Genomic DNA, 21,413 nt, shown 5'->3' with positions numbered 1-21,413 from the left:
GATCGCTCTCCTTTATTGGCAAACTGAAGTTACAGTTTGTTGGTCTTGACTGGTATCTGCCGAGGTTGCAGACACATTAAAATCGCTACGACAAAAAACTTTTCCATCTTTCTTAATTGATAACGTGTAATGGTTTGGCACTAAACCATAAAGATAAACCAGCCCATCTTTATCAATAGGATAAGGCTCATCCTCATGATCATTGATATACACTTCAGTCCCTCGTTCAAAAGTTTTTTGCTGAGCATCTACCAATTTCACCACTCGTTGTTGTGTATGGAAAATCGGATAATTCAGGAAATAACCTCGCTGATTCAGTGCAATCAGTTTCTGATTTGCAGTATTTATTTTATCTTCAATCGGGATTTGATCCTGATCAAATGAAACATCATAAGTGACATATGGAATAATATTATGTACAAAGAAATAGCCATTTTCTCCAGTTTTACCCACAGGAGATAAAGATCTAAAGACGTCAATATCTTTATAATCCCCTACTTTCACCAAAGCAAATGCATTATCTACTGACTTGGTAAAGCTAAACTGATTATTTAACCAAACCAAAGCACCTTTATAACTTAATTGTGTATCATAATAATCTTTTTGTTGATCATGCTGAATACCAAAATCACCAACAGATGTTTTATATAATCCATAAGCATTATAATCCATTTGACCACCCACCCGATTAACACCCAATGAATAATCAAATCCATTTTGTTCAATAGAACTTCTAACAAAATTTACTCGAGTACTACTATCTGTAGATTGTGATACATAAACAGCTTTATTTTGATCAAAATTATAACTCAGAGAAAAATAAGCTCCTGTATCAGGATTATCACCAAAATCTTTAAAATAATTAATCGATAAGGATAATCTTGGAGAAATCTGCTTAGTTAAACCAACATTTAATAATTTTCTATTGGGTAATGTATTTACTTGATTAGGATAATAGCGTCTATCCAAATAATTAAAATTAATGCTATCAAAAAAAGGAATTTTATACATACTAAAGTATGCCAAGTTATCTATTTTTGGAATACTGACTTCATCACTATAGCCGAGTGTCTGAAATTGCTTTGAAGCATATTTACTACTTACACCCATCGAAAAGCGTTTAAAATTTTGACTGATAGACGCACCTATCGAATAACCGTTTCCACTATTGGCATGACTCCCCATTGCAGAAAAATCAACCAATGCATACCGACTTATTGCCTGTGTCCACATGAGTCCCAGATTTTGAATATCTCGACTATATGCACCATTAACGCCCAATGTTGTTTGCTGTGTGATACCGCGCCTAAAATAAAAACTTGAAAAAAAATCCCGATAGTCCGAACTGTTATAATCATAGTTATATCTAATTTTCCCTAAAGAAAAATTATATTCATTTAAGCCAACTTTAAGCAGTTGGTTATTTACATAAACTGGAAAAGTTTGCACACTACGATTACCAAAAATATCTTCCACAACAATTTGGGCTGTACCAGATTGTTGAATTAATGCCCCTGTTTGCAAGTTATAATCACCAGGCGTTACTTTTTGCCGATAAATACTTGTGCCATTGACATATAAGTCAATCATGGAAGGTACAAGTGCACTTCCTTTTAATATTGGTGCATTCCAATAAATAAAATCTGGCCGTTCTGTATAATTCGTTCCATAACTCAGCCCACCAAAACGAAATGAACTCATTAACGTGTTATAAACAGATGTATTATCACCTATCACTAAACGAGAAAAATGACTTGGAAAATCAATTGAAAACTGACTATTTAAACGTACCAAAGATTTCCCTTGTGTTGGATTATCCCGATATATAACTGCATTTTTAAATAACCAATAGTCTTTAAAAACACCTAGTTCATAGAAATTATTAAACTCGTGATTATCTTTATATTTATCAAAATAAAAATCATAATTTAAGAATGCACCTAATGCTGCTCTTGTTGGTAAAGGCAGCTTATCCTGCTGAGCATATCCATCAAAATACTCTGCGGGTACATTAATTTTGATGGCTTGCAATGCAGAATCAAGATTGGCATGGATTTTTTTATTTGAAATAAGACAGTATTGTGTTTGTTTTGAGTTTTTATCAAATAATTCAACTTTAAGACCCAAGCTTTTAACGACATCGCATTCAATATAAAAAAGCTCACCTTCTTTTAGTAATAAAGCTTCCTTGTTCTGATCTAACCCATTGAGCCATATCTCACTTAAAATAGGTTCATCAGCAGCCATAGCTGTTTGCAACCAAGAATAAAGGAGAAGGCTATTAAAAACCAAAATGACTTTTCTTTTCATGACCATCACTCCTGAACATGAAATTCAAAAGGATTTTCATTTTTATCTGTTTTAATTAAAATTTTATATTTATGCCAATCTTTAATATTCAAATGACCCAAATCAAATTGGTCACTTTTTTTCGCCAACAAATATTTCATTTTTGAATTATTTGCAATTTCTTTTTTATTTCCATCAATAATAGATATTTTAAAAATCTGTATATGAGAATTTGCATTATTTTGAAGATTTAAAAACGTACTGCCTGAACGAGTAACAGGTGTAATTTTCAAATCAATAGGGGCTTGTTTTCCAACAAAAACAGGAACCGAGATATTCAGTAAAAAACTGACCGAGTCTACATCTTTATTTACAGGTGTAACTTCTGTAAAAACAATACGCCATGCACCTTCCTGAGTATCCATATCAGGCATTTTTGGAAAACCAACTCGCACAATTTGTGAAGATTCTGGTTTAATAATAAAGTTTTTAGGGTTAATAATAATATCTGAAACAGGATTTAAAACATCTTCTCCTTTTTCATTCTGCGTCCATTTTACTGCCGAAGCTTCAAATATTTTTGCCTCTGGCAACTCTTTAGATGTCAGTGTAACCGTGGTACTTCGCTGTTGCTTTTTATCAATGTATAACTGAATCGGGCTTATACTCAGCCCCGCCCATGTCACTTGAAATCCTGTTAAAAGTAATAATATAAGGCTTAACTTTTTCATGGTTACATTCCTTGTTTAACTTAAAAGTATGCTTATTAGAATTATTTTTATTCATCAGATACATCAATGAAAATGGCTCCATATAAAATATATAGAGCCATTTATTTTTAGAAGTAAACTTGAATACGATATGTATCTGTGTAGACACCAGCTGGTTTATTAATACCAAAACTTTCTGTTGTTGCTACATTTACAGTATAAGTACTCAAATTATTCAGTGTTGCCGCTTCTGATTTTAAAGTACCTAAAGTTAAATTATCAGGCCCATTTGTTGTCACAGAAGTCGCAATTGTGTTGTTACCATTTTTCAGAACAGAAGTATTTATTCCAGAAGTCTGGTTATCTGTATAGACAAGTAATTGATATGGCGCATTTGCACCAACTTGGAAAGTGCCAGAACCTTGTCCAGCATTATTTAGCGTAATTGATGATGCACCTAATTTTAAGTCACAGATTTTAGGTACAGTAAGTTGAATTGGAATTGCTGCAGATTTACATAACTCGGTACAACCTTGTGGCACAGGTTTTTTATCACCACCATCTGCATGAGCGATACCCATAAATGCAGTGAAAGCGGCAACTGATAATGCTGTTTTAATCATGATATTCATAATGATTCTCCCGTTCCCTTTTTTATTCCAAAAAGATTTGATATTGTTATTTGCATTCATCTTCATATAGAACTTTTTAGTGATACATGATGATTACTGCAAATATATTGTTATATAAATCATTATTTTTATCAAAAACATGATACAAATCACACTTTTTAAAATATCTAGAAAAATGATCTTGTAACTTATTGTTTTTTAAATTTTTTATTTTTTACATATCAAATAGTTATACCTCTTTAGTTTTTATTCAAAAAAGATCAATACTTTACATTTCTTCTTTTTTTATTTTAATGATATATATGAATAACTTATCTAAACTACTTAATATGGCTGATTATCAAGTCTTGTTACATTTCATTCATTTTTTACTCTTTTTTTATTTTAAAGTTACTATTGATCAAATAAATTTCAAAAAATTAGTTCACTTTTCACGTATTTCACAATTTATATAATAATTCTCTTTAATTTTACGTGAATTTTCACTTTTTCCGACATAGAAATGAATAATTATAAATTTAACAGCAGAAATCTATGTTCTTCTAGGTTCTTGTATTTTTATGTTTTTTACTCAATTACGTCATAAAAATAGTGCCATAAAAAAACCCATTATCATAATGGGCTTTTTTTTGATTTAGATAAAATTAGTTCTTATCTTTATCGATAATTTTGTTTGCTTTGATCCAAGGTATGAGCGAGGACTAGCAGAGCAACGCTCTGCCCGAGTGCAAGAGCTGAGTTTTCCCCAGCTAACGCACGCTTCAGGCAAGAAAGATAAGTTAGTTCTTATCTTTATCGATAATTTTGTTTGCTTTGATCCAAGGCATCATCGCACGTAACTTACCACCTGTTACTTCAATACCATGCGCAGCATTTTGACGACGACGTGCAGTCATTGAAGGATAGTTTAACGCACCTTCTTGAATGAACATTTTTGCATATTCACCAGATTGGATACGTTTCAACGCATTGCGCATTGCTTCACGTGATTGGTCATTGATGACTTCAACGCCAGTTACGTATTCGCCATATTCAGCATTGTTTGATACTGAATAGTTCATGTCTGCAATACCACCTTCAAACATCAAATCCACGATCAATTTAAGTTCGTGTAGACATTCGAAATACGCCATTTCAGGTGCATAACCTGCTTCAACCAAAGTTTCGAAGCCCATTTTTACAAGCTCTACCGCACCACCACAAAGTACTGCTTGTTCACCGAACAAGTCAGTTTCAGTTTCTTCACGGAACGATGTTTCGATGATACCTGTACGACCACCACCCACGCCAGAAGCATAAGACAATGCAACATTACGGGCGTTACCAGATGCATCTTGATGAACAGCGATAAGGTCTGGAACACCTGAACCACGTTGGAATTCAGAACGTACAGTATGACCTGGTGCTTTTGGTGCAACCATAATTACGTCTAAGTCTTTACGTGGTACAACTTGGTTGTAAAGAATAGAGAAACCATGTGCAAATGCTAAAGTTGCACCTTCTTTAATGTTTGGTTCAATCACATCACGATAAAGTTGCGCTTGAAATTCATCTGGTGTCAAGATCATAACAAGGTCTGCACCTTGAACTGCTGCTGGTACTTCTGCAACTTTTAGACCTGAATTTTCAGCTTTTTTCCAAGAAGTAGAGTTTGCACGTAAGCCAACAGTTACGTCTACACCTGAATCTTTTAGGTTAAGCGCATGTGCGTGACCTTGCGAACCATAACCAATAATTGCTACTTTTTTGCCTTGGATAATTGATAAATCACAGTCTTTATCGTAAAAAATTTGCATTTGTTGTCTCCAGTAAAATTCTTTCTAAAAATCCAGTTATACAGTTAAAACTTTTTCGCCACGTGCAATGCCTGACACACCAGAACGCACCACTTCCAAAATCGTATTTTCAGCAAGTGCATCAATAAAACCATCCAGTTTTTCAGTCGTACCAGTAATCTGAATGGTATATGTTGTTGGTGTTACATCGACAATAGATGCACGGAAAATATCAGCAGTACGTTTAATTTCATCACGCGCACTACCCGATGCTTTCACTTTAATGAGCATTAATTCACGCTCAATGTGTGTGCCTTCGGTTAAATCGACCACTTTAACCACTTCAACCAATTTATTCAGTTGTTTGGTGATTTGCTCAATTTTATGATCATCACCATAAGTGCTTAAAGTTAAACGTGATAAAGTCGCATCTTCTGTAGGCGCAACATTCAATGATTCAATGTTATAGCCACGTTGACTAAACAATCCGACCAAGCGTGATAACGCTCCAGATTCATTTTCAATAAGTACAGAAATAATATGACGCATTAGTTACGCTCTCCTTTGCTTAACCACATATCTTGCATAGATTGTCCTGCAATCTGCATTGGATAAACATGTTCTGAGCGATCTGTCATCACATTAATAAACACACACTTGTCTTTAATCGCCATTGCCTCAGCAATTTTGGCTTCTAACTCATCGGCATGTTTAATTTCAATTCCCACGTGACCATAAGCTTCCATGAGTTTAGGAAAATCAGGCAATGATTCTACATACGAACTCGAATGACGTCCTTCATAGTTCATGTCTTGCCATTGTTTCACCATTCCCAACGCACGGTTATTTAAGCATAAGATTTTGACATTCAATCCATATTGCTTGCACGTTGAAAGCTCTTGAATACACATTTGGATTGATGCTTCACCAGTCACGCAAACAACGTCACGCTCAGGTTTTGCAAGTTTAGCCGCCATCGCATACGGTAAACCAACCCCCATTGTACCCAAGCCACCTGAGTTCACCCATTGACGAGGCTCATCGTATTTATAATACAAGGCAGCAAACATTTGGTGCTGACCCACATCAGAGGTCACAATCGCTTTACCGTTGGTTGCTTTATAAATCGCTTCAACAACTTGTTGAGGCTTCATACCACCATCGGTTGCAGGTTCATAGCGTAAACCATGTACTTTACGCCATTCATTGATTTGATCCCACCAACTTGCCATCGCTTCAGGATTTGGCTTAGAGACATTTAACTGTTTCAATTGTGCCAACATTTCCTGTAACACAGGCTCAACTGCACCCACAATTGGGATATGCGCTGAAATGGTTTTTGAAATCGCTGCGGGGTCAATATCAATATGAATGACTTTTGCATTTGGACAGAATTTTGCAGGGCTATTGGTCACACGGTCATCAAAACGCGCACCAACTGCAAAAATCACATCGGCATTATGCATTGCCATATTGGCTTCGTAGCAGCCGTGCATACCAAGCATACCAATAAACTGTGGATCTGTTCCTGGGAAACCACCCAAGCCCATCAATGTATTGGTCACCGGATAATTTAATAAGTGTGCAAGCTCAGTTAATAATGCAGATGCATTTCCCTGAACAACACCACCACCGCTATAAATTACAGGGCGTTTAGCATTAATTAATTCATCAACAGCTTTGCGAATTTGCCCCGAATGACCTCGATACGGTGGTTGATACGAACGCATCTTCACTTTTTCTGGGTATTCGTAGGCAAATTTTTCCGCAGGATTGGTTGTATCTTTTGGAATATCAACCACAACAGGGCCTGGACGACCACTTGCTGCAATATAAAATGCTTTTTTAATAATGGCAGGAATTTCGCTTGCGTGGCGGACTTGGAAACTATGTTTCACAATTGGACGGGATACACCCACCATATCTGTTTCTTGGAAAGCATCTTCGCCAATTAAGTGAGAGGCAACCTGACCCGATAAAACAACCATAGGAATTGAATCCATATATGCAGTTGCAATCGCTGTTACGGTATTGGTTGCACCAGGACCAGATGTCACTAAAACGACACCTGTTTTGCCTGTCACACGTGAATAAGCATCGGCCATGTGCCCAGCTGCTTGTTCGTGACGAACGAGATAATGCTCTATTTTATCTTGTTTAAACAGTGCATCGTAGATGTGCAGTACAGCACCACCGGGATATCCAAAAACATGCTCAACACCCTCGTCCGCAAGGGCACGAACGAGCATTTCACCACCTGATAAAAGTTCCAACGTGATTCACCCTAGTCTTGTGTTATGTGATGGGAGACATCCATAACCTTTAGTTTCATACAACTATGCTGTTATAGCACAATTTAACGCTTTCGGTCTGCAATAGGAAAAAATAACACCACAGCAGTGCAGGCTGTTAAATTGGTGTATTCAAAAATAAATATGTTGGGATAAACATATCTATAGCAAAACATATCGACTCGGCTAGAGCCATATGCCTATTGCAGCGATTATCAGTTATCCGAAGGGTGATCAGATAAATGAGTTAGCATTTTTGTTGTTTCGTTATTAATTGTCAAGACTTCTATGTACTTTTTAAGAAATCAATATTTTTTATTATCATCATTATGTTAATTCAGGGAAATTCCCATCATAAAAATAATCATGTTTCATAGGTTTTCAATCTAGATCAGGTTAAAATAAAAAATTGTATTTATTTATATAACAATGTTGAAGGAATAAGCATGAAGATCAAAGCACCTATGCTTTTTTTCGTGGGGATAAGTTTGTTTGGGCTGAACGCAACAAGTTTTGCCAAAGATTATTATAAATGGGTCGATGCTCAAGGCTCGACTCATTACACAGCCACTCCTCCACCAAAAGCCAAAGGGGTACAAAACCGAGGAAAAATTCAAACTTATGGGGCAAATCGTTCAGTACCCCGTGCTGCCACTCCAGACAGTACTCAGCCACACGCAGCCGAACCAGCGACAAAGCAAACATCAGCGACACATTCAGAACCAACCAACGTAAACGCTGGACGTAGTGCTTCTGAACCTGTTGCACGTTAAGGATAACATCACGATTTACGATGTTTTTCCGATGATGCTTTTCATTTAATGCAAGGCATACTAGAATTTTGTGCGCAAAATTCACTTTTAGGTGTATTTTGCGCTATGCTCTTTTACTATTTATCTCTGTTTTCAAATTACATTTATGACTACATCTCACATTGACCCAGAATATCAAGCCAGTGCGATAGAACCACATGTCCAACAAGATTGGAATAATCGCAAAGTCTTTAAAGTTGCAGACACCGTAGAAGGTAAACGTCGTTATATCCTCTCGATGTTCCCTTACCCAAGTGGCAAACTGCACATGGGTCACGTGCGTAACTACACTATTGGTGATGTCATCACACGTTTTCATCGTTTAAAAGGTGAAACGGTTTTACAACCGATGGGTTGGGATGCGTTTGGTCTTCCAGCAGAAAATGCCGCGATTGCCCATAAAGTTGCACCAGCAAAATGGACATTTGAAAATATCGATTACATGCGTAATCAGTTAAAAAGCTTAGGCTTGGCAATTGACTGGGATCGTGAAATTGCGACATGTACGCCTGAATACTACCGTTGGGAACAGTGGTTATTTGTTCAGCTTTATAAAAAAGGCTTAATTTATCGTAAGCTTTCAACAGTTAACTGGGACCCTGTGGATCAGACTGTATTGGCCAATGAACAAGTGGTTGATGGTCGTGGCTGGCGTTCAGGTGCATTGGTTGAAAAACGCGATATCCCAATGTATTACTTCCGCATTACCGATTATGCACAAGAATTATTAGACGATTTAGAACAATTAAAAGATGGTTGGCCTCAACAAGTCTTAACCATGCAACGTAACTGGATTGGTCGTTCTGAAGGGATGGAAATTACGTTCCCATCTGCCGATACGTCTATTTATGCAGATCCGTTGGTGGTTTACACAACTCGTCCAGATACATTAATGGGTGTAACTTATGTTGCAGTTGCAGCAGACCATCCATTAGCCAAAAAAGCAGCAGAGCTTCGGCCTGAATTAAATGCATTTATTGAAGAATGCCGTCACGGTTCCGTTGCCGAAGCGGATTTGGCAACTGCCGAGAAAAAAGGCCGTGCAACAGGTTTATTTGTCAAACATCCTGTGACAGGCGCGCAAGTTGAAGTCTGGATTGCCAACTATGTACTAATGACTTACGGCTCTGGTGCGGTAATGGCTGTACCTGCCCATGACGAACGTGATTTTGAGTTTGCAAACAAATTCAATTTGCCAATCAAACAAGTTATTGATGCTAAAAAAGCAGACGATACCGATTTTGATACTACAACATGGCAAGAATGGTACGGCAGCAAAGAAGGGACTTTGATCAACTCAGGTGAGTTTGACGGTCTAAACTTCCAGCAAGCTTTTGATGCCTTTATCGAAAAATTAGCACCACAAACTTTGGCAACTAAAAAAGTTCAATTCCGTTTACGTGACTGGGGTGTTTCTCGTCAGCGTTACTGGGGTTGTCCAATTCCAATGATCAACTGTGAAGATTGTGGTCAGGTAACCGTTCCTGAAGAACAACTTCCTGTGGTTTTACCAACCGATGTTGTGCCTGATGGTTCAGGCAACCCGTTAGCGAAAATGCCTGAGTTCTACGAAACCACTTGCCCATGCTGTGGCAAAGCGGCAAAACGTGAAACAGACACTTTAGATACTTTCGTTGAGTCGTCTTGGTACTATGCTCGTTATGCTTCACCTGACTATACTGACGGTATGATCAATCCAGAAGCTGCGCAAACATGGTTGCCAGTCAACCAATATATCGGTGGTGTAGAACATGCGATTCTTCACTTACTTTATGCACGTTTCTTCCATAAATTAATGCGTGATGAAGGTGTTGTTCAAGGCAATGAACCTTTTACAAACCTATTGACTCAAGGCATGGTATTGGCAGATACGTTCTATCGTGAAGATGAATCAGGTAAAAAAACTTGGTTTAACCCTGCCGATGTTGAACTAGAGCGTGATGATAAAAGCCGTATCATTTCTGCAAAATACAAAGCAGATGGTCAGGCAGTGATCATTGGCGGTCAAGAAAAAATGTCGAAGTCGAAAAATAACGGCGTTGACCCTCAAGCCATTATCGACCAATACGGTGCAGATACTGCACGTGTCTTCATGATGTTCGCTGCACCACCAGATCAATCTCTAGAATGGTCTGATGCAGGCGTTGAAGGTGCAAACCGTTTCTTGAAACGTGTTTGGCGTTTAACCACAAACTTCCTTGAAAAAGGCAATGCCACTACAGCAATTGACGTTGCAACCTTATCAAAAGAAGCACAGGACTTACGTCGTAAGGTTCATGAAACCATTGCAAAAGTCAGTGATGATATTGAACGTCGCCATGCATTTAATACAGCCATTGCGGCACAAATGGAATTGCTAAACGCCATTACCAAATTTGACGTTCAGTCAGACCATGACGCTGCTGTTTCACGTGAAGCCATTGTGACTTTATTGACCTTACTTGCGCCATTTGCACCGCATTTAAGCCAGTCATTACTTGCACAATTTGGCATTGATATGACAGCGACGCAATTCCCAAGCGTTGATGAGTCTGCCTTGACCCGTAATACACAAACAATTGTGGTACAAGTGAACGGTAAACTTCGTGGTAAATTAGAAGTAAGTGTTAATATTTCAAAAGAAGATTTATTGGCTCAAGCGAAAGCTTTACCTGACGTACAACAATTCTTAACGGGTCCAACGAAAAAAGAAATTGTCGTACCAAATAAATTAGTCAATTTGGTTGTTTAATTTTATTATTCAATGAGTCTCCTCCTCTTTTCGAGGAGGGATTTTATTGTAGAGGATTTTTTAATGCACTTAGCCCCTCGTATTGCTGCTGCCATGTTAACTCTAGGCCTAAGTGCAGGCTTGGTTGGTTGTGGTTTTCATCTAAAAGGACTAAATCCATCAGCCAGTCCAATTGCCTATCAGCATATGAAACTTAATTTGGCTTCTGATGCAACAACAATTACAGACAGTAATAACAATAACATTCCGCTTGCAGATACTCTTGAAAATAAACTCAAGCTTTACCTAGCAGGGTCGGGCGTTAAATTTGATAATGCTAGCGATGCCTACACTTTGCATGTCATTAATTATGATTACCGTCGACAAAAACTAAGTGGTCGTGTTGCAGAAGTCATTTTGCATCTTAACGTCACTTTCCAGATTGAAGATAGCCAAGGTAACCCTGTTACTCAACCACGTACAATTTCAGGCGTGAAAAGTTATCAATACAATGTTGCCACTGTAAACGTCGATGATAATGAACAAGATTATTTAATTGGTGTGTTAATTGATGATGTCGCACAACAAATGGCGCGTCAGATTTCAACCAATCGTTTACCTATAATTCAAAGTAGAATGCCTGTTGCACCTACCACGACAAATACGCCTTAATATTTTATGAAAATTGACTATCTGCAAGCACTCAAGCGAATTGAAAATGCCCAAGGCGCATGGGTGCTTCAAGGTCAAGAACCGCTACTTGAACAAAACCTGTTAGACCGCTTACGCCAATATTGGCACAGTCAGGGAATCGAAAGACAGCGCTACGAAATTCAAAGCGTGTCTGACTGGAAAACTGTCTTTAATGCCCTCAACAGCTTATCGCTGTTCTCACAACAACTGGCGATAGAAGCGCACGGCAATATCAAGCCCGATGCAGCTGCGCTCAAATTACTCAAAGAATATTTACAGCATAACGAGCAAAATCTTCTTGTGGTGGTGATGCCCAAACAGGATAACCAAAGCTTAAAATCTGCTTTTTTTCAGCTCATAGAGGCCAACGCTGTACTGGTTTCTCTCAATGCACCCTATCCACAGGATCGCCAGCGAATCTTATCTGTTGAAGCAGAAAAATTAGGTATTTCACTCGATAATGAAGCATGGCAATGGTTGCTAGAACACCATGAACACAACCTACTCGCAGCTAAAAACAGTTTAATTCGTGTCAGTGATACCTTCTCTGAGCATTCACAAATTACAACTGAACAACTTCAGGCGTGCCTACAGGATCAATCACGTTACAGTTTATACGATCTGAGTGATGATTTACTCAAAGGTGACCTCGCTTCGGCAGTGAAGATTTATCAATATCTGTTAGCCACTGGAGAACCGATGAGTCTGATTCTCTGGACACTCAGTAAAGAGATGCGATTATTGATGCAGCTCTATGAGCAACCGCACAATGCCTTGCAACTTGGTATATGGAAAACCAAAGTCCAGCAATATCAACAAGCTTTACGTCGTCTAGCACCGCAACAATTACTCGGATGGCCAAGTTTATTACTGCGTATTGATGCTGCAATCAAAGGGATTTCAAGCGAAAATGCTGAATTATTATCCTTACAGGCGATTGCGGAATTGTGTCAAGCACCTTTGTTTCAGATGAAAAATTAAATTTACCTTAAAATCGTTATCGCAAATATAAATATTCATGTTTTTTTCTTAATTCACTTTTATACTGCGACTTTGTTCTTTTTCTATCCTGATTATTACTATGTTGCAGAAAATTAGACCATTAAAATGGGCTGTCAGTATTCTTGTTTTGCTCATACTTGCAGCACTCGCTTGGTATTACATGAAACCCAAGCAAGAACAACCTCAATATATTACCGAAAGCGTCAGCCGTGGTGATTTAGAAAATACCGTTCTGGCAACAGGAACCTTAGATGCAACCAAATTGGTCAGTGTTGGTGCCCAAGTTTCAGGTCAGGTCAAAAAAATGTATGTACAATTGGGAGATCAGGTCAAACAAGGTCAACTGATTGCCCAGATTGACTCAACTACACAAGAAAATAATTTTAAAACCGCCGATGCCAATATTAAAAACCTAGAAGCTCAGCGTTTACAGCAAATTGCACGTTTAAATGAAGCACAATTAACCTATCATCGACAACAACAAATGTTCGCACAGGATGCGACCTCCAAGTCTGATTTAGAGTCGGCAGAGGCGACTTTTAAAACTGCTCAGGCTCAGGTTAAAGCACTCGATGCACAGATTGAATCTGCAAAAATCACCAAATCTACAGCACAAACCAATATTGGATATACACGTATTGTGGCGCCTATCGATGGTACTGTCGTTGCGATTGTCACTGAAGAAGGTCAAACCGTAAACGCCAACCAAAGCGCACCGACCATTGTCAAAATTGCTAAATTGCAAAATATGACCATTAAGGCACAGGTCAGTGAAGCAGATATTATGAAAGTTGAAAAAGGACAAAAAGTCTACTTTACAACCTTAGGCGATGACCGCAGGCGTTATGCAACTTTGCGTCAGATTGAGCCTGCTCCAGACTCAATTTCAAGTGATAATAATTCATCAAGCTCATCAAATAACTCAAGTAATTCGGCTATTTATTATAATGCTTTGTTTGATGTTCCTAATGATGATGGCAAATTACGCATTGACATGACGGCTCAGGTTTATATTGTTCTAAATGATGTAAAAAATGCCCTGCTTGTCCCATCCTCTGCGGTATCTTCTCGTTCAGCGAAGTCTCAAAACCGTCAAAACCAGAACAAAAAGGCAGCAAGTTCTGCCCCAAGTGAGCAAGATAACCAAAACCCAAACACTCCCAAACTTGAGCGTTTAAATCTTAATGCCGAACAGAAACAAGCTATTGCCAATGGACAAGCAAGTTTAAGCGTCGTTCGGGTCTTACAGGCCGATGGTTCTGCCCAGCCTAAACAGGTTCTCATTGGGCTCAATAACCGAATAAGTGCCCAAGTCCTTGCGGGCTTAAAAGAAGGCGATCAAGTTATCATTGCCGATAGCCATGATAAAGCCGCAGCTACAGCCAGCAAGAATAATCGTCCCCGTGGTCCAGGTCCGATGGGAATATAATATGACGAAGCAAGCCTTACTTGAAGTCAGTGACTTAGTCAAAGCGTTTCCGGCTGGTGATAGTACTGTCCAAATTTTAAAGCATATCAACCTGACAATTTATGCAGGCGAGCTTGTTGCAATTGTCGGGCAGTCGGGTTCTGGTAAATCGACACTCATGAATATTTTAGGGTGTTTAGATCGTCCAACCCACGGTAGCTATAAAATCAATGGTCAGGAAACTGAAAAACTACAACCAGACCAACTGGCCCAGTTACGTCGTGAATATTTTGGCTTTATTTTTCAGCGCTACCATCTATTGGGAGATCTGTCCGCAGAAGGAAATGTTGAAGTCCCTGCTATTTATGCAGGGATGACCCCCACAGCACGCAAACAACGTGCAACGGCTCTTTTGACGGAACTCGGTTTAGGAACAAAAACCCTAAACAGACCCAGCCAACTTTCAGGCGGTCAACAACAACGTGTGTCGATTGCCCGTGCGCTAATGAACGGTGGCGATGTGATTCTTGCTGATGAACCGACAGGTGCATTGGACTCGCATAGCGGTGTAGAGGTGATGCGTATTTTACGTGAACTCAATACCGCGGGACATACCATTATTTTAGTCACACACGATATGCAAGTTGCAAAAAATGCGACCCGTATTATCGAAATCCGTGATGGAATGATCACCGATGACCGACCGAATATTCAGGATCAGTTATCCGAACCTGTTCAGGCAGATCCTGATGCAGCGACTGTTTTACAAAATAAACAGGAAAAAGGCAAACGTGTTTCTGCATGGCGTTCAATGCTAGACCGTCTTGCAGAAGCATTTCAGATGGCGCTTTTGTCTATGAATGCGCACCGTATGCGTACTTTCTTGACCATGCTCGGTATTATTATCGGGATTGCCTCGGTTGTGACCGTTGTTGCGCTTGGCAATGGTTCTCAAAAACAGATTCTGGAAAATATTAGTGGTTTAGGAACCAATACCATTACCGTGTTTCAAGGAAAAGGTTTTGGTGATAACTCTAAAACTGCCAACTTTAAAACACTGGTTCCAAGCGATGCCGATGCACTTGCAACCCAACCTTATGTCAATGCTGTGTCCCCGATTGTAGGTAATTCCAGAATTATTCGGTATCAACAAAATGAAGCCAATGCAACCATCAATGGTGTCAGTAATGATTATTTTGATGTGAAAGGTTTGGTCTTTAAAAGTGGACAAAGTTTTGACCAGCGAAGTGTACATGATCGCGCTCAGGATGTTGTGATTGATACCAATACGCAAAATGAATTTTTTACAGATGGTCGCAGCCCGATTGGTCAAGTCATTTTATTAGGTAATGTTCCTGCTCGTATTATTGGTATTGTCGAACCACAAAACAGTGCTATGGGTGCAGATAGCACGCTGAACGTATATATGCCTTACACCACGGTCATGAGTCGTATGCTTGGGCAACGTCATGTCCGCAATATCATTGTTCGAATTAATGATAAATATTCAACCAGTGCTGCTGAAAATGCAATTATAAACTTACTGACACAACGCCATGGTGCACAAGATATTTTTACCATGAACAGTGACAGCATTCGACAAACCATTGAAAAAACAACAAGTACCATGACATTACTGGTTTCAGCCATTGCCGTTATCTCACTGATTGTTGGGGGTATTGGGGTCATGAACATTATGCTGGTTTCAGTGACCGAGCGAACGCAAGAAATTGGGGTACGCATGGCAGTTGGTGCCCGTCAAAGTGATATTTTACAACAGTTTTTGATTGAAGCCATTTTGGTCTGTCTTATTGGAGGCGTACTTGGGGTTTTACTTTCATTGGGGTTAGGTCAGCTCATCAATAAATTTGCAGGAAATAATTTTGCAGTCGCCTACTCGACCACTTCAATTGTTGCCGCATTTGTTTGCTCAACACTGATCGGGGTGATCTTTGGCTTTTTACCTGCCAAAAATGCCGCAAAACTCGACCCTGTTACTGCGCTTGCACGAGAATAAGGATCTATTTATGTCAAACACGTCATTTTCATGGAATACGCTTGCCATCTCGTTGCTTTTAGGTAGCCAACTGGTAGGATGTGCTGCGGTCATCAAAACGCCATATCAAGCACCTCAAATTCAAACACCTCAACATTTTCAATATGATCGTAGCGCTGCAAGAATTCTCAGCGAAGTTGATGCTGACCAATGGTGGACACTCTTTAATGATCAGACATTAAATGCTTTGGTTCAGCAGGTGTTAGCGAAAAATAGTGATCTGGCTGTTGCGGGGCTGACCTTAAAACAGGCACGCTTACAGGCTGGTCTGGCGGCTGACCAACAAGGTTTGCGTACCAACTCCAACCTTTCCACAGGTCATGCATTTGATTTAAACGCAGGAAATGGTTCAGACAAAGGGCTTTCTGCCAGTGTTGGTGTAAGTTATACCCTTGATCTTTTTGGAAAGCTGGCACGTCAAACAGAAGCTGCAAAATGGGAAGCACTGGCTTCAGAGCAAGACCTACAAGCCACTGCACAAACTTTAATTGGAACAACTGCCAAATTGTACTGGCAATTGGCTTATCTGCATGAAAGCCTGACTACGGCACAGCAAGGTTTAGCGACCTCTGAAAAACTGTATACGTTGGTTCAATCACAATACCGTACAGGCGCTGTGTCTGGTGTGGAACTGACTCAGGCAGCGCAAGCGGTACAAAGCCAAAAAGCCAGTTTAAGCCAAACCCAACAAAGTCTGGTTGAAACCCGCTCTGCCCTTGCGGTATTACTACACATCCCGCTTCAACAGTTACAACTACAAGAACCACAGCAGTTCCCCAATGCGACTCTGCCACATATTGCCGCAGGCCTACCTGCCAATATTTTATCCCGTCGGCCTGACTTGCAAGCCAGTGAGTTACGCTTACGAAAAGCACTGGCAACTCAAGACGCAACCAAAGCCAGCTATTATCCTTCGATTAGTTTAACCAGTAGCTTGGGTGCAGCCAGTACTTCTTTGACTGAATTACTCCAAAACCCGCTTTTATCTTTAGGTGCGAACTTGAGTTTGCCCTTTTTACAATATAACGATATGAAGAAGAATGTCGCGATTAGTCATCTGGATTATGAAAAAGCCATTATCGAATATCGTCAAAGTTTGTATCAGGCGTTTTCCGATGTTGAGAATGCACTGTCTGCACGAACCGAACTTGATAAGCAAGTTACCTTACAACAACGCAATGTTGAGCTTGCTCAAAAGGCTGAAAACTTAGTACAGGTACAATATCGTTATGGTGCTGTGCCATTAAAAACTTTGCTTGATCAGCAACAAACCACACGAACAGCCCGCTTATCCTTGGTGAACACCAAACAGACCCAATACAATGCCTATGTGACCCTGATGCAAGCACTAGGAGGCTCTCCTATCCAGCATCTTCCACAATAAACCACCCAATAAAAAACGACCTAAAAAGGTCGTTTTTTGAGCAATAATAAAGATGATTAGTCTTCACCCATCATTGATTCGCTCATACCAACGGTGTTAAAGCCAGCGTCGACATACATAATTTCGCCTGTAATCCCTGAAGCCCAAGGCGAGCAAAGGAACAATGCTGCATTACCTACTTCTTCAATCGTTACATTACGTTTTAATGGAGAAATCTTTTCGTTGGCATCTAACATTTTACGGAAAGATTTAATTCCAGATGCAGCCAAAGTACGGATTGGACCTGCTGAAATCGCATTCACACGGATACCTTCTGCACCCAAGCTTGAAGCCAAGTAACGAACACCTGCTTCTAACGATGCTTTTGCCATACCCATAACATTATAGTTTGGCATAACACGTTCAGAACCTTGATAGCTCAGTGTCAATAAACAACCTTGACGTGCTTGTAATAAAGGTTTTGCTGCGCGTGCCATCGCAATAAAGCTATACGCACTAATGTCATGTGCAACACGGAAACCTTCACGGTCTGTAACATCAGTAAAGTCACCATCTAAGGTATGTGCAGGTGCAAAACCAATTGAGTGAATCACGCCGTCAAGACCATCCCAATGTTTTGCCAATTCAGCAAATGCATTGTCAATTTCAGCATCTACTGCAACATCACAAGGAAACACCAACGTTGAGTCAAATTGTGCAGCAAAGTCATCTACACGTTTTTTTAATTTTTCATTTGGGTAGGTAAATGCCAACTCTGCACCTTCACGGTGTAAAGCTTGCGCAATACCAAATGCAATTGATAATTTACTTGCGATACCCGCAACCAAAAAGCGTTTACCTGCTAATAATCCTTGTGCCATGAATTGTCTCTCAGCCAAAATATAAGATGCATAATGCCAATTCTTGAAACTTTTAGAAATTGCATAATGCGCCTTTTTTACAATTTTAAAGGGTACTGATATAAAAAATCGCGCCAGATCTGACACGATTTTAATAATAACGTGGTTTAAGCCAGATTAGTCACGAATCAGACCAATCAAGCGTAAGAAAGAGATATACATCCACACCAAAGTTGCAAGTAATGAAATGGCACATGTCCATTCAAAACTTTGTGGCGCATGTTGCATCGCTGCGTTTTCAATGACATCAAAGTCTAAAATCAGGTTCAGTGATGCAATCACCGCAACAAATGCTGCCAAACCTAAACCTAACCAGTTGCTTTCAAAGATATAAGGAATGCTTGAAGCAAACAGTAGCTGCATCACAATTTGCACAACAAAAACAATCGCAATGGCGATAGTGGCAGACATCACCACCGCTTTGAATTTTTCAGTGGCACGAATAATGCGATATTTATATAAACCGAATAACACAAAACTGGTCACGAAAGTGGCCAACAAAGCCTGTAACGGCGCACCTGGATATTTCATTTGGAAAACAAAAGAAATACCACCCAGAAATGCACCTTCAAATAACGCATAAGGAATTGCCAGTGCCCGTGCGGTTTGCGGTTTAAATACGGTAATCATGGCTAAAATAATACCGCCAAACATACCAACCATACTTGCCGCATAGGCAAATCCGACATTTGCAGTCAATGCGGTATAGAAAAAGACTGCAAGCCCAACAACGGCTGCAATCACGGTAAGCATAACTGACTTTTGAACAGTCCCTTGAACAGTCATCGGGTGCTGAATATCCGCGTATGTTTCCACACGGGTTAAAATAGGATTTTTACTTTGCATTGCTCATCAACTCATTTTTTTATTTAGGATGAATGCTTTTATATTAAAGCTTTCAGCATAATGCGCATAGCCTTGTACTGATAATTTTGTAACGCATTTTTATTTTGAATTTGCCTTAATGGCTTTTATGACAACACTTTCAGTCTCAATTTTCTTTACAATCTTCACCAAGCAACCTGATTCAAACTCACATTTAATACGTTGCGTATACACCAAAAACACAAAAGGCTGATGATTTAAGCCCCAGCCTTTTTGCTTCAGAAAATTTTAAAATGAAATCAGTTTTGCAGGATTAAAAAAGGCATTAATTTCATAAGCACTTTTTGCAAGCGGAATCGCAAATGGTGCCAATTCACGACCAAATAAAATATCCTTATGTGGAATTTTCGTCAGCATTTCATAGTCATGTGAAACACCAATAAAGTCATGTGCAATGGCTTTTCCAATCCGCACCGTTTGAGCAACACCATGCCCACTCCAACCATGAACCGCATAAACAGGATATTTCTCGCCAAATTTACGACAATCGGTTGCACCGTTATAGGTTAAATCCGTTTCACCACTCCAAACAAAGTCTAAATCGACTGATTTGAGTTGTGGAAACACATGATGAATCCGACCTAATAAATATTGATACGCCTTATGTTCATTCCAACAGGTTCCTGTTCCTTCTCCACCAAACAGCAAGCGGTTTTTAGACACACCCCGATAAAAATCGAGCGCAAATTGCGTATCGTAAATCGCATCATCAGATGGAATCAGTTCTTTTAAATCGACCTCTAAAGGCGATGTTGTACAGACATAGGTAAACAATGGAATAGTCGTGTGATTATGCGACTCTAACAACTTAAACGAGGCATGATGCACAGCCAAAACGACGCTCTTACGGGCTTTAATCACCCCATGTGTTGTTTTGACATAAACACCATTTGCCTGCGTTTTTAATTCTATAACTTCTGTCTGCTCAAAAACTTTGCCGCCATTTTGATAGAAGCCATAAATTAAACCACGTGTCAGTGCCAATGGGTGAATTTGTCCGCCTAAACCATCCATTAACCCGCCATGATACGCCTCACTATTTACATAATTATGGATTTCATGTTGACCAATAATTTTGGTATGGTCTTCACCTAAAAATTTCCGAGCATCAGCACCTTGCGTGAGTGCAATCAAATGCCCTTCGTGAACGGCTGCGGTAATATGTCCCCGCTTGCGATCTAAAGATAAATCATATTTATCACTGATTTCATCAATCAGATCCATCGCTTCGTTTGCAGTAAAACGCCATAGTTTTTTAGCATCGGCAACACTCATGTGGTCCAGCATTTCAGCCGCTTCCCAACGTGCAAGACCGGGAGTTAATTGCCCGCCATTTCGACCTGAAGCAGCACTGCCAATCCGATTTTTTTCAACCAAAATAGTGTCTACACCTAACTCTGACAAGTGTAGGGCTGTCGATGAACCTAGTAAACCACCACCGATCACCACTACATCACATTCCTGATCTGTGGTTAATGTGTCAAAACAATGCCACTCGTTTAATGAACTTTCATAATAATTTGCAGGTTGCTCTATTTCTGCACATTTTGGATTTAACCAGTTCCATTCTTTATCTAGTTTGGTATGAATACTGGGCCTATATTCAACATCTTCTAAAATTAGGGGTTTATCTATCTTTAACATACGCATTCTCCAATTTTTTAATTCGACTTTTGATTCATCATTTCAAAGTGAATTGTGCGAATGAAGAACCAAATATAGTGCGGTAAGAAATGTCACGATGTTTGTAGTGTTTAAATTACGAGAAATATTTAAAAAAAGAATATAAATGATTTCATGCAACGGATAGAGATCATTTTAAATAGATAAAGAAAAGAAATTCAAATGGAATACACCTCCATATTGA

16 protein-coding genes are annotated in these 21,413 nt (G+C 39.3%); 7 read left to right on the top strand and 9 right to left on the bottom strand.

Going from position 1 to position 21,413, the window contains the following annotated elements:
- Window positions 1-12: 12 nt before the first annotated feature.
- The 6 genes from ABDV70_RS03760 to ABDV70_RS03735 form a co-directional block, all read right to left on the bottom strand.
- A complete protein-coding gene (locus ABDV70_RS03760) occupies window positions 13-2,310 on the bottom strand; it encodes a fimbria/pilus outer membrane usher protein (RefSeq protein ID WP_343595549.1) in 2,298 nt (765 codons plus the stop codon).
- Between the two features lie 5 nt (window positions 2,311-2,315).
- Window positions 2,316-3,020, bottom strand: coding sequence for a fimbria/pilus periplasmic chaperone (locus ABDV70_RS03755; protein ID WP_343595548.1), 705 nt, complete (start codon window positions 3,018-3,020; stop codon window positions 2,316-2,318).
- Window positions 3,021-3,127: 107 nt separating this feature from the next.
- Window positions 3,128-3,631, bottom strand: coding sequence for a hypothetical protein (locus ABDV70_RS03750; protein ID WP_343595546.1), 504 nt, complete (start codon window positions 3,629-3,631; stop codon window positions 3,128-3,130).
- A gap of 779 nt (window positions 3,632-4,410) precedes the next feature.
- Entirely contained in the window at window positions 4,411-5,427 is a 1,017-nt protein-coding gene (gene ilvC / locus ABDV70_RS03745) for a ketol-acid reductoisomerase (RefSeq protein WP_343595544.1), read from the bottom strand.
- A gap of 36 nt (window positions 5,428-5,463) precedes the next feature.
- Window positions 5,464-5,955, bottom strand: a complete 492-nt coding sequence (gene ilvN, locus ABDV70_RS03740; protein ID WP_343595542.1) for an acetolactate synthase small subunit — start codon at window positions 5,953-5,955, stop codon at window positions 5,464-5,466.
- On the bottom strand, window positions 5,955-7,679 hold the full coding sequence (locus ABDV70_RS03735; RefSeq protein WP_343595541.1) for an acetolactate synthase 3 large subunit: 1,725 nt from the start codon (window positions 7,677-7,679) through the stop codon (window positions 5,955-5,957). The genes ilvN and ABDV70_RS03735 overlap by 1 nt, the downstream gene beginning before the upstream one ends.
- Window positions 7,680-8,161: 482 nt before the next feature.
- On the opposite strand from ABDV70_RS03735, the gene ABDV70_RS03730 reads away from it, so the two are divergent.
- The 7 genes from ABDV70_RS03730 (at window position 8,162) to ABDV70_RS03700 (ending at window position 17,762) form a co-directional block, all read left to right on the top strand.
- Window positions 8,162-8,470: a DUF4124 domain-containing protein gene (locus tag ABDV70_RS03730; RefSeq protein ID WP_343595943.1), complete on the top strand. Its 309-nt coding sequence runs from the start codon at window positions 8,162-8,164 to the stop codon at window positions 8,468-8,470.
- 145 nt (window positions 8,471-8,615) lie between these two features.
- On the top strand, window positions 8,616-11,240 hold the full coding sequence (gene leuS, locus ABDV70_RS03725) for a leucine--tRNA ligase (protein ID WP_343595540.1): 2,625 nt from the start codon (window positions 8,616-8,618) through the stop codon (window positions 11,238-11,240).
- A 63-nt stretch (window positions 11,241-11,303) separates the two neighbouring features.
- Window positions 11,304-11,891: an LPS assembly lipoprotein LptE gene (gene lptE, locus ABDV70_RS03720; RefSeq protein ID WP_343595539.1), complete on the top strand. Its 588-nt coding sequence runs from the start codon at window positions 11,304-11,306 to the stop codon at window positions 11,889-11,891.
- Between the two features lie 6 nt (window positions 11,892-11,897).
- The gene (holA, locus tag ABDV70_RS03715) at window positions 11,898-12,893 is read left to right on the top strand and encodes a DNA polymerase III subunit delta (RefSeq protein ID WP_343595538.1); all 996 of its coding nucleotides are present in this window, start codon (window positions 11,898-11,900) and stop codon (window positions 12,891-12,893) included.
- 103 nt (window positions 12,894-12,996) lie between these two features.
- The gene (locus ABDV70_RS03710; protein ID WP_343595941.1) at window positions 12,997-14,343 is read left to right on the top strand and encodes a MacA family efflux pump subunit; all 1,347 of its coding nucleotides are present in this window, start codon (window positions 12,997-12,999) and stop codon (window positions 14,341-14,343) included.
- 1 nt (window position 14,344) lies between these two features.
- The gene (locus ABDV70_RS03705) at window positions 14,345-16,339 is read left to right on the top strand and encodes a MacB family efflux pump subunit (RefSeq protein WP_343595537.1); all 1,995 of its coding nucleotides are present in this window, start codon (window positions 14,345-14,347) and stop codon (window positions 16,337-16,339) included.
- A 10-nt stretch (window positions 16,340-16,349) separates the two neighbouring features.
- Window positions 16,350-17,762, top strand: coding sequence for an efflux transporter outer membrane subunit (locus ABDV70_RS03700; protein WP_343595535.1), 1,413 nt, complete (start codon window positions 16,350-16,352; stop codon window positions 17,760-17,762).
- A gap of 56 nt (window positions 17,763-17,818) precedes the next feature.
- Here ABDV70_RS03700 and ABDV70_RS03695 read toward each other — a convergent pair whose 3' ends face one another.
- The 3 genes from ABDV70_RS03695 to ABDV70_RS03685 all read right to left on the bottom strand — a co-directional run bounded on the left by ABDV70_RS03695 (window position 17,819) and on the right by ABDV70_RS03685 (window position 21,190).
- Window positions 17,819-18,622 carry an enoyl-ACP reductase gene (locus tag ABDV70_RS03695; protein ID WP_343595534.1) on the bottom strand — a complete coding sequence of 268 codons (804 nt, stop codon included), beginning with the start codon at window positions 18,620-18,622 and terminating at the stop codon, window positions 17,819-17,821.
- Between the two features lie 156 nt (window positions 18,623-18,778).
- The gene (locus tag ABDV70_RS03690; protein ID WP_343595533.1) at window positions 18,779-19,507 is read right to left on the bottom strand and encodes a Bax inhibitor-1/YccA family protein; all 729 of its coding nucleotides are present in this window, start codon (window positions 19,505-19,507) and stop codon (window positions 18,779-18,781) included.
- Between the two features lie 267 nt (window positions 19,508-19,774).
- Window positions 19,775-21,190 carry an FAD-dependent oxidoreductase gene (locus ABDV70_RS03685; protein WP_343595532.1) on the bottom strand — a complete coding sequence of 472 codons (1,416 nt, stop codon included), beginning with the start codon at window positions 21,188-21,190 and terminating at the stop codon, window positions 19,775-19,777.
- Between the last annotated feature and the right edge of the window lie 223 nt (window positions 21,191-21,413).

The sequence above is a fragment of the Acinetobacter sp. genome, assembly GCF_039596015.1.
Taxonomy (GTDB): domain Bacteria; phylum Pseudomonadota; class Gammaproteobacteria; order Pseudomonadales; family Moraxellaceae; genus Acinetobacter.
Note: the sequence above shows the minus strand (reverse complement) of the source record. Positions and strands in the feature narration are given on the sequence as shown.